We start from the raw sequence: 14510 nt of genomic DNA on the forward strand, positions 1-14510 counted from the left end.
AAGAGGCTGCTCCCTATAAAAGTGGATCAGCCTCTAATATTTCACGCATATCCGTAGGGAGTGTTGCCCTTAAGATCATTTCCTCTCCCGAAAACGGGTGTGTAAATTGAATTTTTTTACAATGGAGAGCCTGTCTATCAATTAACGATACATCACCGCCATACAAATCATCACCAAGCAGCGGGTGCCCTAGGAAAGACATATGTACCCTTATTTGATGGGTTCGCCCCGTTTCGAGCTGAAGCTCAGTATAAGTAAATAGACGATGCCTTTCAATCACCTGAAAATGGGTGCAGGCATACTGACCATCATCCCGAACTTCCCTCTCAATTATGCTTTCCTGTTTACGTCCAATCGGCTCACGAACAGTACCGAAGTCCTGCGAAATCACTCCTCCGGCTAAAGCCTCATAGGTACGCTTAACCTGCCCCTCACGCTGCATCATACTAAACAAATGGTGGACATGACGATGCTTAGCAATCAACAAAATACCTGAAGTATCCCTGTCAAGCCGGGTAACGATATGCGGCGCAGCCTGAAGGCCGATACGCTGATAATAGCCGACAAGCGCATTAGCTAGACTGCCGGTGGGATGTTCGCGTGAGGGTATCGTATTCATACCAGCAGGCTTGTTGACAACGAGCAGGTATTCGTCCTCAAACAGAACCTTTAACGGAATATCTTCTCCGCTAACCCCCTCGCTTGGAATCTCATCAGGAAAAACAACTCTCAATACATCGCCGGCTGCCAACTTATAACGAACATTTACCTCTTCACCATTTACTTGGATACTGCCGCCCTTAAACTTAATATCAGTTAAGGCCGTTCGCGAGATTTCTTCATTTTTTAAAAATTCCTTTATCAGTTTTCCGGCATCATCCTGTGAAATAACCCAATTTATTTGAAAACGAGAAGCCGTCATAAAGGTCCCCTCTCTCAATCCGAAATAAACGAATCATGGACTCTTTTCCAAAAAGGAAACGGCCGGAACCGGGCAAAACGAATTTTTTCTTCCGGTACTCTGAATTGAATCGATTTTACATCCTTGTGCAGCAGTGTCAGGTGATCAACTGTAATCTGAAAATCGGTCCGGTTCACAGGTTTTAACATACACGTATGATGTGCCGGAAGGATGAGCGGCGAACCCACTGTTCGAAAAACTTTGTTATTGATTGATGCCATTTCCGCGACTTGAATCGCAGAAATGGATGGATGGATAATCGCGCCGCCAAGTGCTTTGTTATAAGCTGTACTTCCTGAAGGAGTAGAAACACAAAGACCATCGCCACGAAATCGTTCGAAATGCTGACCGCGGATTTCTACATCCATGACGAGCGTTCCCTCAACACTTTTTACCGTGGATTCGTTTAAGGCTAAATATCTCGATTCCTTTCCGGCATGCGAGTAACGGATGATCACCTCAAGCAGCGGGTATTCCACTACCTGAAACGGAGTTTTGGCAATCGCAATTACAAGCTTCTCAATTTCATCAGGGGTCCAATCAGCATAAAAACCAAGATGCCCAGTGTGAATTCCAACGAAGGCGGTCTTACTTAAACGGCTGCTGTAGCGGTGAAAGGCGTATAGAAGTGTCCCATCACCGCCAATGGATACAACGATATCCGGCTGGTCCTCATCGTATTTAAGATCAAAATCCAATAAATAGGTCCTCATTTTGTGCATCAAAATATTTGATTTTTGATCTCCTTTTGATGTAATTGCAAATTTCATAAGTTTTATACTCCTTGTACTTTAATACTTATTAAAGGGCGTCCGGTCATTAGTTCTTCTCTTCCTGCTTAAACTCCTTTTTCCTTGTAAAAAAAGCCTGTGCTTCCTGGATTTCACCGCGAATTAATGACATTTCCTCGTCAAGCCGAAAGGAAGCTTCAGCGGCCCTTTGCAGCCTCATTTTTATATCATTTGGAAAGATTCCTTTGTACTTATAGTTTAGCGAATGCTCAATCGTCGCCCAAAAGTTCATCGACAACGTCCTGATTTGAATCTCGGCAAGAATCTTCTTTTCCCCATGGATTGTTTGAACCGGGTAACAAATGACTATATGGTATGACCGATATCCGCTTGTCTTTTTATGAGAAATATAATCTCTATCCTCAACAATTTCAAAGTCATTACGATTTCTTAATAACTCAACAACGGTATGTATATCGTCGACAAATTGACACATAATCCGCATTCCCGCAATATCCTGCATTTCCTCTTCCAAATTCTCGAGTGGAATTCCTTTTTGATTGGCCTTGTCGAGAATGCTGGCAATAGGTTTTACTCGGCCGGTAACAAACTCTATAGGAGAATGGGTTGAATCAAGATCAAATTGCCCCCTCATACCTTTTAATTTTATTTTCAGCTCTGCCACAGCCTGTTTATAAGGTGCTAAGAATAAGTCCCAATGCTTCATTGATTCCACCTCTTTATCTCTAAAAAATACCCTCTACTTTTGTGACCATTTCATTCCCATAGTTACTATTGCCGCCAATATTGCTAATGACATATTCTAATTCCTCATGGAAATTTAAAAGTTCCAATTTTTGCTCCTTAAAGCTAATCCAAACAGGAAACTTTTGCGCATGAGCGGACTTTAGAAAAGGCCAGATTTGTTCAGGTAACTCGATATATGTATAATCTTCTTTATCCTCCATTAAGTAAATAAATGAGTAGTGTTTAGTGTCGACAAGAATTTGTTCTGCTGGAACTAATCTGCTTATAGGTTCATTTGTTTCTAATAATAGTCTATTTTCTGTTAAGCTTGCCTTTAGAATTGTTATTCTTTTCTTCATTTTCATACCTCCATCTTCACCTTTTTATTTTAGCATATTTCACCCATTTCTCCCAAGGATTGAAGTATGAGTTGAAGATGTGATAATAAAACAATCATTTTCTGAAAGGAAGGCGGACAATGTCGCAAAGTATTGAGATTGAATTCAAGAATATGCTTACAAAAGAGGAATATGAAAGGTTTCTTTTCGAATTCAATATAGATAAAAGGGAAATTTTCAGTCAAGAAAACCACTACTTTGATACACCTGATTTCACCTTAAAAGAACTAGGATCTGCACTTAGAATCCGCAAAAAACAGCGGTCATATGAGATGACTCTAAAGCAGCCGGCAGCGGTTGGAATTCTCGAAACGAATCAGACGTTAAGCTATGAAGAGGCAGTACAAGCAATCCATTCTGGGAAGCTCCCTGGTGGTATAATCCAAAACCTATTAAAAAAAGAAAATGTCGATTTTTTAACTATCGAGTATTTCGGCTCTCTATCAACAAACAGGGTGGAAATGGCACACAAGAATGGATTACTAGTTCTTGATCATAGTTTTTATCTGAATATGGAAGATTTTGAATTAGAATATGAGGTGGAAAACTATCAGGAAGGAAAACGTGTATTCCTGGAACTACTTAATCAATTTCAGATTCCAGAGCGGAAAACAGACAACAAAATCCGCCGCTTTTATCGTCAAAAATTTAAACAGCAGAACCGAATGGATCTTTGAAAATTTCCTTAACACCAATTTCCCTAATTTACCAAATTATTCTTATTTTTACTAAAAATCGACACCTTCGTATACATTAATACTGTACTCAAATGATTACACCGCTTACTCAAGGCAATTAATTTGAGATATGAAAGGGTCATTGTTAAAATAAGAACAACGAAAGACATTTAAGGAGTTGTCAACATGATTGAGAAAAAGCTTACACCATTCGAGGCCATTGGTGAAGATAAATTAAACCGGCTTGTGGACACCTTTTATGGCCTTGTTGCACAACATCCTGATCTTGCTCCAATATTTCCAAATCAATTCACAGAAATTGCCCGAAAACAAAAGCAATTTTTGACACAATATTTAGGAGGGCCGCCCATTTATACAGAAGAGCATGGTCACCCAATGATGCGTGCACGCCATTTGCCCTTCCCTGTTACACCAACACGTTCAAACGCCTGGTTATCTTGCATGAAACAAGCAATGGACAAGGTTGAACTGGAAGGCCCGATGCGAGAGGAATTTTTCTCACGACTGTACCTTACGGCGCAACATATGATTAATACCCCAGATGGAAATGGGTTGTCAGGTGAAAATCGTGAATAATTTTAAATTACGTGGCTCTAAGTGCAGCGGCATTGATAAAAAACCCATTGAAATTTACATGTTTATTGATCCTTTATGTCCTGAATGTTGGGCACTTGAACCGATTCTAAAAAAACTAAAAATTGAATATGGACAGTATTTTTCCATTAAAAATGTTTTAAGCGGACGGCTGGCCAATTTAAATTTGAGTAAAAAGAAAAACTATGAGAATATCGCTCAAGCCTGGGAGAAAACAGCTAGCAAATCAGGAATGTCATGTGATGGGAGTCTTTGGTTGGAGAATCCGGTGGATACCCCATCCACCGTTTCAATTGCGCTTAAAGCAGCTGAATTACAAGGGAGACGGGCAGGACTGCGTTTCCTTCGGAGAATTCAAGAGATGTTGTTTTTAGAAAAGCAAAACATTTCTAATCTAGAAGTGCTAAAGGATTGTGCCGGCCGTTCCGGATTGGATATTGAAGAATTTATGATTGATATTCATTCTGAGAGTGCTGCAAAGGCCTTCCAATGTGATTTGAAAATAACGGCTGAAATGGAAGTTATCGAAATTCCTACACTAGTATTTTTTAATGAAAATGCCGAGGATGAAGGTATCAAAATTACAGGGTCCTATCCCTATGAAGTCTATGTACAAATTTTAGAGGAAATGCTTCCAGAGAAACCGGTGAAATCGCCGCCGCCTCCATTAGAGGCATTTATGAAGTTTTTTAAATTTGTCGCCTCAAAGGAAATTGCCGTTGTTTATAATATGCCCATTGCGCAAATTGAACGTGAAATGAAAAAACTGCTTTTAAAACAGGTTGTGGAACAGATACCTGCGAAGTACGGAACATTTTGGAGGTATATCGATGAATAGGCAAATGTCTGGACTAAAACAATCCGGCCATTTGTCTATTTTTTTGCTATGCGAACTCCCGACCTTTATTCTGGAAAAACGAAAATGCCTTGCAGCTTTTAGGGGTGCAAGGCATTTTTCTATTTATACGAACAAAGGGGATGGGAGAAATTTTTCACGGTCAAACAAAGGGGTATATGTTTGTTGTGATCAACTTCACATATATAATATAGCATGCCTTTAAAGCCACTGGCAATAAGTTTGTGCTTATTTTCACATAATTGTCATAAAGTCATAATTTCATGAATGGGACAATAAATATAGTAGTAAATAACCCTGAAAAGGTGGGATATTACTATGGGCAAATTACCTCTTATCTGCATGATTCTCTTCATTCTGATTGCTTTTTTTCTTCATATCCTTGCATTAATGAAGATATTCCCATTATTACTAAGTACACCAATTCTGTTTATTTCTTTATTAATCTTCATCTTTTATCTAAATAATCGAAAACGATTTAAAGGCTTTTAAAAAGGATGGCTTCATGAAAGAAACCATCCTTTTTGCTGCACTTATGATAATAATTGTTCTAATTCATTAAGTTTTTCTTCAAATACCTTACAAGCATCCTTTACAGGGTCTGCACTCGTCATGTCGACGCCTGCTTTCTTTAGCACTTCAATTGGATAGTCAGAGCTTCCTGCACTTAAGAACTCTTCAATATAACGTTTTACCGCTGGCTCACCTTCTTCTAAAATCTGCTTGCTTAAAGCAGTTGCAGCACTGAAGCCGGTAGCGTACTGGTACACATAATAATTGTAATAAAAATGCGGAATTCTCGCCCACTCTAAGCCGATTTCCTCATCAATCACAATATCCTCTTCACCAAAATACTTCTTATTCAATTCATAATAGGCCTCTGTTAAAGCATCAGCAGTTAACGCCTCATTATTTTGTGCCTTTTGATGAATTACATGCTCAAACTCTGCAAACATCGTCTGCCTGAACACAGTTCCTCTAAACCCTTCTAAATAGTGATTAAGGAGGTAGATACGTTTCTGTTCATCATCAATCGTTTTTAATAAATAATCATTTAGCAATGCTTCATTGCAGGTGGAGGCAACTTCAGCAACAAAAATCGAGTAGTTTCCATACGGATATGGCTGTGTTTTCCGTGTATAGTAGCTATGCACGGAGTGGCCGAATTCGTGGGCCAAGGTAAATAAATTATTCACATTATCCTGCCAGTTCATTAGAATATACGGATGTGTTCCATACGCTCCAGAAGAGTAAGCGCCGCTTCGCTTTCCTTTATTCTCATGAACATCGACCCAGCGATTATCAAAGCCCTCTTTTAGGATATTCGCATATTCTTCACCCAACGGGGCCAGTCCTTTGATGACTAAATCCTTTGCTTCCTCATATTTAATTTCCATTTTCACGTCTTTTACTAGTGGTGTGTACAAATCATACATATGAAGTTCATCAAGACCCAGCACCTTTTTCCGGAGCTTCACGTAGCGATGTAATAAAGGAAGATTTTCCGTAACCGTATTAACAAGGTTATCGTACACACTCTCGGGAATATTGTTGGCTGAAAGGGCTGCATGCCTTGCTGAGTCATACTTTCTTACTCTTGCAATAAAATTATCCTTTTTCACGTTGCCGCTTAATGTGCTTGAGAATGTATTCTTAAAAGCGCCATATGTTTTATAGACTGCTTTAAAGGCATCCCTTCTTACCCGCTGGTCTCCGCTTTCCAAGAAACGACTATAGCGGCCATGAGTAATTTCAACCTCTTCCCCGTTTTCATCTTTGATGGCGGGGAACTCCAAATCTGCATTATTTAGCATTCCAAATGTATTGCTAGAAGCATCCATTACTTCGCTTGCTTCTGCTAATAAAGCTTCCTGTTCAGCTGTCAGCACATGCGGCCTTTGCAGATTAATTTCTTCGATGGCGTGCTCGTATAGCTTTAATTCTTGCTTTTCATTTAAAAAGCTCGTGACCAAGATTTCATCAATCGAAAGGATTTCCGGAACGATAAAGGCCAATTGACTGGCTGCCTGCGAATACAAATTCTTCATCCGGTCATCTAAACCTTGATAAAAAGAGTTCGTTGTATCCTGATCATAGCGCATATGCGAATATGTATAAAGCTTTCCAATTCGCTCCAACAGTTGGTCCTGGAACTGAAGAGCGTTATAAAGTGTCTCTGCACTTTCTGCTAACTTCCCTTCAAACTCCTTAATACCGGGAATTTGCTTTTTTACCTCTTGGAACTCTTTTTCCCATTCCTCATCATTGGCAAAGATATCTTCTAATTTCCACGTGTCATCCACAGAAATCTCACTTCTTGCTGGCAATGACTTTACTGCTGTTTCATTTGTCATCATCCATCCTCCATTCAAATCGAATTGCGGGTATTCCCCTATATAAGTATATTCTCCTAAATGTTCTAATTTCCTTTTAAAATGTGTGCCGTTCTGCAATATTATGCCCAGTTTTCATTTATATTTCTGAGAGGATTCGGTTGTTTTTTTGGTAAAAAAGGATTTTCGCCTCTTCCTTCTCTCGATTGGACCTTGGAATGATAATTTTCTTCTTCAATTGAAAGAGATTTTCCCCTTTCCGGCTTAAAATACCCAATCGTACTAGGTGTTGCAAATATTCAATTACGGCGCATAGGGGATTGATTGCTTCTAGCTGGGGTAAGTTTCGCAGGATAATATCGTTCCTATTCAGTCTTTTTTTAAAGTGAGTCTTAATTTCCTGAAGTGTGATCAAATCGTTGGGATTTTTGCTGGCTAAAACATCAAGAAATACATACGTTTGCCAAATCATCGGAGCAGTATGGATGGATATCGAGTGAGGAACGGGAAGACCAATTTCAGGCGGCAATAGAAACAGGTTAAGATTTTTGTTATATATTTCGTGAAGAAACGGTTGTAGTGCTTTCCCTGGATGCAAGGTCAAATGCAAATTAAATTTTTCTATTTCACTTTTCCAGCTTGATAGATTAAGCTGATGTTTTCTACTTGGCTCCAATAAACCATCCAGCTTCAAATTATTTGGAAGATATAAGGAAAAGTGTGCGAATACGTTTTTTATTGAGTAGGAAGTAATCGGTTCTACCAATTGAAATAGATGTTTTTCGGGGCAGTATGAAGGAATATAAAGATAACCGGTAGAAGTACTTCGCAAAAAGTAATAATGAAAGTTAGACAATGCAGTGATATTTCTCTTTTTCGCATGAATATGGCTGCTTGAGATAATCCATAACGGAATATACTCTTTCTCAAGATACCTTTGCGTCCTTTTAATAAATACTTTTTCCGGTAACGTGGAGCATTGATACTCTAAGGCATATTTCTTCCCCTTATGCTCGAACATGATGTCGGGACGCTGCCCAATTTCCTTATCATAATACTCTAGAACTGATGGGATTTTTTGCCTGATCAGCCATTGATACAGTTGTTTTTTCCCTTCCATGTGATACGGCGTTTCATTTTCATAAAAATCGCGGCAAGTACCTCCCTGCTTATGGGCAAAGTGAAAAATCCGCTGGTCGCCCAATTTAAGCAATACATCTTCACCACAAATCGGGCAAATAAATTCTTCTTTGTTTCTCAGATACAAAAGAGTTTCCTTTTTGTAATCATACCCAAGGCAGATCCTTTTTCCAGATTTGGTTTGTGCGCTTAGCATTTCATTCTCTCCACCTTTCATGTTTAATCATTCGACAAATTTCTTTGTAATCCTTTATAAAAAAAAAGAAAACTCGCCCATTCGACGAATTTCCTCTTTTTATAAAAGCGGCGAAAGTAACCGCGCTGTTGATTCAAGGAGTCTAAGTCCCAAATGCCTTTTTTGAAAAGTGGAAGCTTCCAGTTGTTTGGTAAATTTAAGGTCATTTAAATATTCGGCTACGAGCTTCTCTGTGCTTTTCGTCCGGAACAAGAACGCATTTACTTCGAAATTTAAATGAAAGCTCCTCATATCCATATTCGAAGTTCCAATCGAGGCAAGTTCTTCATCAACAATGACAATCTTGCTATGCATAAAGCCTCGCTCATATTCATACACCTTAACGCCAGCTTCTAAAAGTTCAGGAAAATACGATCTCGATGCATGAAAAACAATTCGTTTATCAGGACGGTTCGGTACGAGCAGCCTGACATCAATGCCGCTTAAGGCTGCCACTTTAATCGCCGAAAAAATATCTTCATCGGGTATAAAATAAGGAGATGCAATCCATACAGATTTTTTCGCAGAACCAATCATCGAGAAAAAAATGTTTTTAATGACACTCCATTCAGTATCAGGTCCACCGGCAATCAGCTGCACACCACCGTGACTTTCATGATCAATTTGCGGTGATAAATATTCCGCTGTTAAAAAACTATGATTTGTCATATAATACCAATCTTGCAAAAAAATAAGCTGCAGTGTCCGAACTGCTTCCCCTTTAAGCATTAAATGGGTATCACGCCAAAAGCCTATCGCCTTGTCTCTTCCTAAATATTCATCACCAATGTTTAAACCGCCCACAAAACCAATCGTTCCATCAATAACAATGATCTTACGATGATTCCGGAAATTAAATTTATTATTTAAAAAAGGCAATTTTACAGGGCCGAATGGAACTGTTTCTATTCCAGCATTTTTCAATTCACGAATATATGCCTTTGAAAGCTGCCATGAACCGACGGCATCAAATAAAAAGCGGACTTTAACCCCCTGATTTGCTTTTTCAATGAGAATATCTTTGATTTCTCGGCCAATATGATCATGCCGGACAATATAATATTCAAGGTGAATATGGTGCCTGGCCCTTTTTAATTGTTCAATAATATGCTGAAATGTTTCATCTCCATTAGATAATACCTTGGTAGCTGTATCAAAAGAAATTGGACTGTTGCCTAGTTTTTGCGCCAGGTTAAATAATTTCCCCTGGTGTTCCCCCATTAAGCTAAGCTTTTCCTCATTCCTTGGATCGTCTTCGCCTTCAACCGTTAGAAATGCCTGTTTATCAAGAAAATATTTCTTTCTAAACATCTTCTCTTTCCGATAATTTCGTCCAAATAGAAGATAAAAAATAAAACCAACAAGCGGAAAACTCCCTAACACCACTAACCAAGTAATGGTTTGGGTTGGATGGCGGTTTTCAAGGAAAATGACAAATCCAATAAAAATGACTGACAACGAAATTAATACACTTAAGAATCCAAATATTCCACTTTCCAATCGATCCTTAAAGAAAAACAATAGTACGGATAATACCGCTAAAAATATGACAACCCTTACTGTGTTTTTCAGAAAACTCACCTGCCAGAACGTCATTTGCAAAAAATACCGATTTCAATTTGAAATCGGTACTGTTATCAACTAAAATGTTTTCGTAACTCCGCAAAAACATTTTGAGAAATTATTTCTTTTCCATATTCTTGGATCCGATGAATCGTCAGCTGTGTTTCATAGCCGTATTCAAGTAAGACACTTAAGATATCATCAATTTCGTCTTCCTCAAATAAATCCTCGGGAAATTCAGTATATAAATAGTACTTTCCTTCAAAGTGATAGAGCATTGTCACTAAATCATCTAAACCTGTGCGATGTGATAAGCTGATGACATCTTCAAAATCCTTAAAGGCAAGAACAAATTCTAATGTTTCTTCCTCAAGCAAAATATCATCTTCATCAGAATGATTTGGATTAAAATGCTGATCCAAGAGCTCTTCTATTTTTTCATCAACAGGTATGTCTTTTATTTTATCATTTGGAATAGGGAGCTCAAACTTTTGTCCATCCTTTGAAAGCTGGGCTTTCGTCACCAAGACCTCTAACCCTTTATCAAGAGCTTGGACTTGAATCCAAAGAGGGCCTTCAACGACGAATTCTTCATCACCGTGAACTTCATCCATCATTTCCCAGAAAAGTTCTTCACTTCGTTCGCGATTGTACCAAATTTCTTCGCGATCAAATCCTCTTTCTTCTATATCACCATAAGAAATATAGAATTTTACTGTATTTTCATTAATGCGTTCGATCTCCATCATAACCTCTCCCTTCCATTTTCCATATTGAAGGGACTAAATACCCCCAGCAGATCATGCCATCAAAAAGAGTAAATACACCTGTACTTTCATTTTATGACAAAAGTACTAATAAGGGAAATAAAAAAACTGAAAATCAAAAAATCCATTATAACGCCTATTTGTTATTTCATTTATTGTAGCAAAATGTATTCAAAACCTCAAATATTGGGGTCCGCCATATAAAAAAAAGGCCTTCGGGTAAGAAGGCCTTTTTATTAGTTTACCATCCGTTGTGCTTCACGCAATTGGAACGTTCTAACTCGTCTTGGCAAGAACCTTCTGATCTCATCTTCATTATAACCAACCTGCAAACGTTTCTCATCGATAATAATTGGTCGGCGCAGCAGGCCAGGGTTCTCTTTAATCAATCCAAATAATGCCTGAAGCGGCATAGCATCTAAATTCACATCTAATTTTTGAAATGTTTTCGATCTCGTAGAAATTATTTCATCCGTGCCATCCTCGGTCATGCGAAGAATTTCTTTAATCTCTTCCATTGATAATGGTTCAGAGAAAATATTTCTTTCGGTGTATGGGATTTCATGCTCTTCCAACCATGATTTCGCTTTTCTGCATGATGTACAACTTGGTGAAGTGTATAGTGTAACCATCTTTATTTCACACTCCTCTTTTATTTACGATTCATTTTTAAATAATACCCTCTATAGTGAAATTAAAACTCTTTAATGTGTAAATATTACGAATCCGTAATTAAAATGATTATAAATAAGTAATTTATATCATTAATTATACACCACTGTTCCTAATAAAGGTATCCTTTTTTCAAAAATAATTAAACGGACAAAATTAAACCTAAATCGCCTGATACATTATATTAGACGAATAATTCACGCAAAAGTTTCAAAATAATCAAGAATCAATTTGAAAAATTTCAAAACTTATTAAAATGTTCGCCTCCTCTCCTGCATTTTTTGAGGGTCGTTTAGAAATGCTGATATTAAAGCACCTCTCATCAAATAATAAAAGGCCAGCCTAACAATTTTATTAAGTTTTATTCTCAATTAACATTTAATAATGAAAACGCATTCATTCGGTAATTTAAATTAAATAATTGTTTATTTACTTTCCTCTTTCAATAACAGGCAAGTTCTTATAAAATATAATGTAGGGGATATTTAATATGGCATGATGAATATTCTGATAAGCTTATAATGGAGGGTTTTTATCATGGGTGCTTACATAACAGATTTAACCATTGTTGCTTTATTAATCGTTGGAATTACAGCCTTAATGGGAGTTATAACAAACAGTTTTGGTGAAAAAGTATTCGGTGGCAAACATCGAAGTGAATTTGTTGATGAGAGCGCTAAATATCAGACTGGCTGGAAAACTGTTGGCGGTAATAAAAAATAAATTAAAAACGATCTCAAATTATTGAGATCGTTTTTTTATTACTTTTTGGATTGCGCTTGGTATTGTTTAAATTCCTTTTCAGAACAAAGTACGAAATGACCTGGAGTAACTTCTCGAAATTCAACGGATTCATTGTCCCCGTAGTTATGACTCGCAGGATCATAGGATTTACGTTTGCGTGTCCGTTCACTGATTGGATCAGGAGCCGGTATAGCCGATAAGAGTGACTGCGTATATGGGTGAAGTGGATTTCGATAAAGATCATCCGCAGATGCCAGCTCAACCATCCTGCCGAAATACATTACACCAATCCGATCACTAATATATTTAACCATTGAAAGGTCGTGCGCAATGAAAAGATACGTTAACCCTTTATCTTTTTGCAGCTTTTTCATTAGGTTAACAACCTGAGCTTGAATGGAAACATCCAAGGCAGAAATCGGTTCGTCAGCAATAATAAATTCTGGTTCAACAGCTAATGCACGAGCAATTCCAATCCGCTGACGCTGACCGCCGCTAAATTCATGCGGGTAGCGGTTAGCGTGTTCTTTGTTCAATCCAACGGTCTCCAAAAGCTCATAAACTCTTTCCATCCGTTCTTGCTTTGATTTTGCTAAGCCGTGTATGTCAATTCCCTCGGCAATAACATCGGCAATTTTTAATCTTGGATTAAGAGACGCGTATGGATCTTGGAAAATCATTTGCATTTTCCGGTTAAAAGCTTTTAATTGCTTTTTTGATTTATTGCCATGGACATTGATTCCGTCATACAGAACCTCGCCGCCAGTAGCATCATACAAACGGATGATTGTCCGACCTGTTGTCGACTTCCCACAGCCTGACTCACCCACGAGCCCCATGACTTCACCTTGATAAATATCGAAGGAAACGTCATCGACTGCTTTAACTTCGTTAGGTCTTCCTTCATTAAAATATTGCTTTAAATTTTTTATTTCTAGTAACTTCTTTCTTTCAGCCATTTATTTCCCCTCCTTTTTTCCAGGGAATTGACTATTTCCTTTATCTAATCCAACAGCCCCAGAGTTTACACCTGTCATCTCTAAGTATTGACTTTGACGTCTCTTAACGGCATCAGGCGGATCAACTGGCGGCGCATCCGGATGTAATAACCATGTAGCTGCATAATGCGTTTCAGATACTTTAAAGAACGGTGGTTCTTGCTCTAAATCGATTTTCATGACAAATGGATTACGAGGTGCAAACGCATCGCCCTTTGGAGGGTCCAATAAATCGGGTGGTGTTCCTGGAATCGAGAATAATTCCTCTTCTTCTGTATCCATATCCGGCATAGAGCTAATTAATCCCCATGTGTATGGATGCTTTGGATTATAAAAAATTTCATCAGCCGTTCCAATTTCAACAATCTTTCCGCCATACATCACGGCGACACGATCTGCTACATTGGCAACAACCCCAAGGTCATGAGTAATGAAAATAATTGATGTGTCAATTTTCTTTTGCAGATCCTTCATTAATTCAAGGATTTGCGCTTGAATCGTCACGTCAAGTGCCGTTGTCGGCTCATCAGCGATTAGAATTTTCGGATTACATGCCAAGGCAATGGCAATAACAACCCTTTGTCTCATCCCCCCAGAAAACTGGTGCGGATATTGGTTGATCCGAATTTCCGGTTTTGGAATTCCCACAAGCTTTAATAAGTCAAGTGCTCTTTCCTTTGCATCATGTCTACTCATATTTTGATGCTTAATTAATGGTTCGGTAATCTGGGTGCCAATTTTCATGGTTGGATTAAGCGATGTCATCGGATCTTGAAAGATCATCGAAATATCATGACCCCTAATTTTTTGAATTTCTCTATCTTTTAATTTCGTTAAATCTTTCCCGTTAAAAAGAATTTCTCCGCTTTTTATTTCCGAATTGTGCTCGGGTAGTAAGCGCATAATTGATTTAGTGGTTACCGATTTACCGGAGCCCGATTCACCAACAATCGCTAACGTTTCCCCTTTATACAAATCAAAGTTAACACCGCGGATGGCTTTTACTTCACCGGAAAACGTATGGAACGAAATATTTAAATCTTTTACTTGTAAAACTTTCTCCACTACCATTC

17 protein-coding genes are annotated in these 14510 nt (G+C 38.3%); 6 read left to right on the forward strand and 11 right to left on the reverse strand.

All coding sequences use genetic code 11. From position 1 onward, the window contains the following. Window positions 1–13 precede the first annotated feature (13 nt). From ACIQCO_RS10215 to ACIQCO_RS10230, 4 genes are read right to left on the reverse strand one after another with little or no spacing between them, the layout of a single operon-like run. Complete coding sequence (locus tag ACIQCO_RS10215) at window positions 14–922, reverse strand: RluA family pseudouridine synthase (protein ID WP_400428136.1); 909 nt, start codon at window positions 920–922, stop codon at window positions 14–16. Between the two features lie 14 nt (window positions 923–936). After that, window positions 937–1731: an NAD kinase gene (locus ACIQCO_RS10220; protein WP_066084493.1), complete on the reverse strand. Its 795-nt coding sequence runs from the start codon at window positions 1729–1731 to the stop codon at window positions 937–939. Window positions 1732–1780: 49 nt separating this feature from the next. Further along, complete coding sequence (gene yjbM / locus ACIQCO_RS10225; RefSeq protein ID WP_066084488.1) at window positions 1781–2419, reverse strand: GTP diphosphokinase; 639 nt, start codon at window positions 2417–2419, stop codon at window positions 1781–1783. Between the two features lie 19 nt (window positions 2420–2438). Next, window positions 2439–2798, reverse strand: coding sequence for a UPF0738 family protein (locus ACIQCO_RS10230; RefSeq protein WP_400428141.1), 360 nt, complete (start codon window positions 2796–2798; stop codon window positions 2439–2441). Window positions 2799–2917: 119 nt separating this feature from the next. On the opposite strand from ACIQCO_RS10230, the gene ACIQCO_RS10235 reads away from it, so the two are divergent. From ACIQCO_RS10235 to ACIQCO_RS10250, 4 genes are all read left to right on the forward strand, one after another. Beyond that, the gene (locus tag ACIQCO_RS10235; RefSeq protein WP_400428144.1) at window positions 2918–3514 is read left to right on the forward strand and encodes a CYTH domain-containing protein; all 597 of its coding nucleotides are present in this window, start codon (window positions 2918–2920) and stop codon (window positions 3512–3514) included. Window positions 3515–3700: 186 nt separating this feature from the next. Next, the gene (locus ACIQCO_RS10240; protein ID WP_400428147.1) at window positions 3701–4111 is read left to right on the forward strand and encodes a globin domain-containing protein; all 411 of its coding nucleotides are present in this window, start codon (window positions 3701–3703) and stop codon (window positions 4109–4111) included. Then, window positions 4083–4967 (forward strand): ClpXP adapter SpxH family protein, encoded by an 885-nt coding sequence (locus ACIQCO_RS10245; RefSeq protein WP_400428518.1) that lies wholly within the window; start codon window positions 4083–4085, stop codon window positions 4965–4967. Before ACIQCO_RS10240 ends, ACIQCO_RS10245 begins: the two co-directional genes overlap by 29 nt. Window positions 4968–5303: 336 nt before the next feature. Beyond that, window positions 5304–5477, forward strand: coding sequence for a hypothetical protein (locus ACIQCO_RS10250; protein WP_400428150.1), 174 nt, complete (start codon window positions 5304–5306; stop codon window positions 5475–5477). A gap of 41 nt (window positions 5478–5518) precedes the next feature. Here the strand turns inward: ACIQCO_RS10250 and pepF are convergent, their stop codons facing one another. The 3 genes from pepF to cls all read right to left on the reverse strand — a co-directional run bounded on the left by pepF (window position 5519) and on the right by cls (window position 10214). Next, window positions 5519–7339 carry an oligoendopeptidase F gene (pepF, locus tag ACIQCO_RS10255; RefSeq protein WP_400428154.1) on the reverse strand — a complete coding sequence of 607 codons (1821 nt, stop codon included), beginning with the start codon at window positions 7337–7339 and terminating at the stop codon, window positions 5519–5521. A gap of 118 nt (window positions 7340–7457) precedes the next feature. Continuing rightward, on the reverse strand, window positions 7458–8654 hold the full coding sequence (locus ACIQCO_RS10260; RefSeq protein ID WP_400428157.1) for a competence protein CoiA: 1197 nt from the start codon (window positions 8652–8654) through the stop codon (window positions 7458–7460). A 99-nt stretch (window positions 8655–8753) separates the two neighbouring features. Next, complete coding sequence (cls, locus tag ACIQCO_RS10265) at window positions 8754–10214, reverse strand: cardiolipin synthase (RefSeq protein ID WP_400428520.1); 1461 nt, start codon at window positions 10212–10214, stop codon at window positions 8754–8756. Between cls and ACIQCO_RS10270 the strand changes: the two genes are divergently transcribed. Continuing rightward, on the forward strand, window positions 10141–10338 hold the full coding sequence (locus tag ACIQCO_RS10270; RefSeq protein ID WP_400428529.1) for a hypothetical protein: 198 nt from the start codon (window positions 10141–10143) through the stop codon (window positions 10336–10338). The two genes, cls and ACIQCO_RS10270, sit on opposite strands and share 74 nt — an antisense overlap. Here ACIQCO_RS10270 and mecA read toward each other — a convergent pair. Both mecA and spxA read right to left on the reverse strand, forming a co-directional pair. Then, window positions 10331–11002, reverse strand: coding sequence for an adaptor protein MecA (gene mecA / locus ACIQCO_RS10275; RefSeq protein ID WP_400428160.1), 672 nt, complete (start codon window positions 11000–11002; stop codon window positions 10331–10333). The genes ACIQCO_RS10270 and mecA overlap by 8 nt on opposite strands. A gap of 257 nt (window positions 11003–11259) precedes the next feature. Further along, complete coding sequence (gene spxA / locus ACIQCO_RS10280) at window positions 11260–11655, reverse strand: transcriptional regulator SpxA (protein ID WP_400428163.1); 396 nt, start codon at window positions 11653–11655, stop codon at window positions 11260–11262. Between the two features lie 577 nt (window positions 11656–12232). Between spxA and ACIQCO_RS10285 the strand changes: the two genes are divergently transcribed. After that, on the forward strand, window positions 12233–12418 hold the full coding sequence (locus tag ACIQCO_RS10285; protein ID WP_400428166.1) for a hypothetical protein: 186 nt from the start codon (window positions 12233–12235) through the stop codon (window positions 12416–12418). Window positions 12419–12456: 38 nt separating this feature from the next. Here ACIQCO_RS10285 and ACIQCO_RS10290 read toward each other — a convergent pair whose 3' ends face one another. Both ACIQCO_RS10290 and ACIQCO_RS10295 read right to left on the reverse strand, forming a co-directional pair. After that, window positions 12457–13398: an ABC transporter ATP-binding protein gene (locus ACIQCO_RS10290; protein ID WP_400428169.1), complete on the reverse strand. Its 942-nt coding sequence runs from the start codon at window positions 13396–13398 to the stop codon at window positions 12457–12459. After that, window positions 13399–14502, reverse strand: a complete 1104-nt coding sequence (locus ACIQCO_RS10295; RefSeq protein ID WP_400428172.1) for an ABC transporter ATP-binding protein — start codon at window positions 14500–14502, stop codon at window positions 13399–13401. It lies immediately after the preceding gene. Window positions 14503–14510 lie beyond the last annotated feature (8 nt).

The organism is Neobacillus sp. NPDC093127 (genome assembly GCF_044754175.1).
In the GTDB taxonomy this organism is placed as follows: domain Bacteria; phylum Bacillota; class Bacilli; order Bacillales; family Cytobacillaceae; genus Neobacillus.

Excerpts from the sequence above, each read along its gene's own strand:
- ACIQCO_RS10215 (WP_400428136.1), bottom strand. The coding sequence starts at position 922 with ATGACGGCTTCTCGTTTTCAAATAAATTGGGTTATTTCACAGGATGAT.
- ACIQCO_RS10220 (WP_066084493.1), bottom strand. The coding sequence starts at position 1,731 with ATGAAATTTGCAATTACATCAAAAGGAGATCAAAAATCAAATATTTTG.
- yjbM (WP_066084488.1), bottom strand. The coding sequence starts at position 2,419 with ATGAAGCATTGGGACTTATTCTTAGCACCTTATAAACAGGCTGTGGCA.
- ACIQCO_RS10230 (WP_400428141.1), bottom strand. The coding sequence starts at position 2,798 with ATGAAGAAAAGAATAACAATTCTAAAGGCAAGCTTAACAGAAAATAGA.
- ACIQCO_RS10235 (WP_400428144.1), top strand. The coding sequence starts at position 2,918 with ATGTCGCAAAGTATTGAGATTGAATTCAAGAATATGCTTACAAAAGAG.
- ACIQCO_RS10240 (WP_400428147.1), top strand. The coding sequence starts at position 3,701 with ATGATTGAGAAAAAGCTTACACCATTCGAGGCCATTGGTGAAGATAAA.
- ACIQCO_RS10245 (WP_400428518.1), top strand. The coding sequence starts at position 4,083 with ATGGGTTGTCAGGTGAAAATCGTGAATAATTTTAAATTACGTGGCTCT.
- ACIQCO_RS10250 (WP_400428150.1), top strand. The coding sequence starts at position 5,304 with ATGGGCAAATTACCTCTTATCTGCATGATTCTCTTCATTCTGATTGCT.
- pepF (WP_400428154.1), bottom strand. The coding sequence starts at position 7,339 with ATGACAAATGAAACAGCAGTAAAGTCATTGCCAGCAAGAAGTGAGATT.
- ACIQCO_RS10260 (WP_400428157.1), bottom strand. The coding sequence starts at position 8,654 with ATGCTAAGCGCACAAACCAAATCTGGAAAAAGGATCTGCCTTGGGTAT.
- ACIQCO_RS10270 (WP_400428529.1), top strand. The coding sequence starts at position 10,141 with ATGACTGACAACGAAATTAATACACTTAAGAATCCAAATATTCCACTT.
- mecA (WP_400428160.1), bottom strand. The coding sequence starts at position 11,002 with ATGGAGATCGAACGCATTAATGAAAATACAGTAAAATTCTATATTTCT.
- spxA (WP_400428163.1), bottom strand. The coding sequence starts at position 11,655 with ATGGTTACACTATACACTTCACCAAGTTGTACATCATGCAGAAAAGCG.
- ACIQCO_RS10285 (WP_400428166.1), top strand. The coding sequence starts at position 12,233 with ATGGGTGCTTACATAACAGATTTAACCATTGTTGCTTTATTAATCGTT.
- ACIQCO_RS10290 (WP_400428169.1), bottom strand. The coding sequence starts at position 13,398 with ATGGCTGAAAGAAAGAAGTTACTAGAAATAAAAAATTTAAAGCAATAT.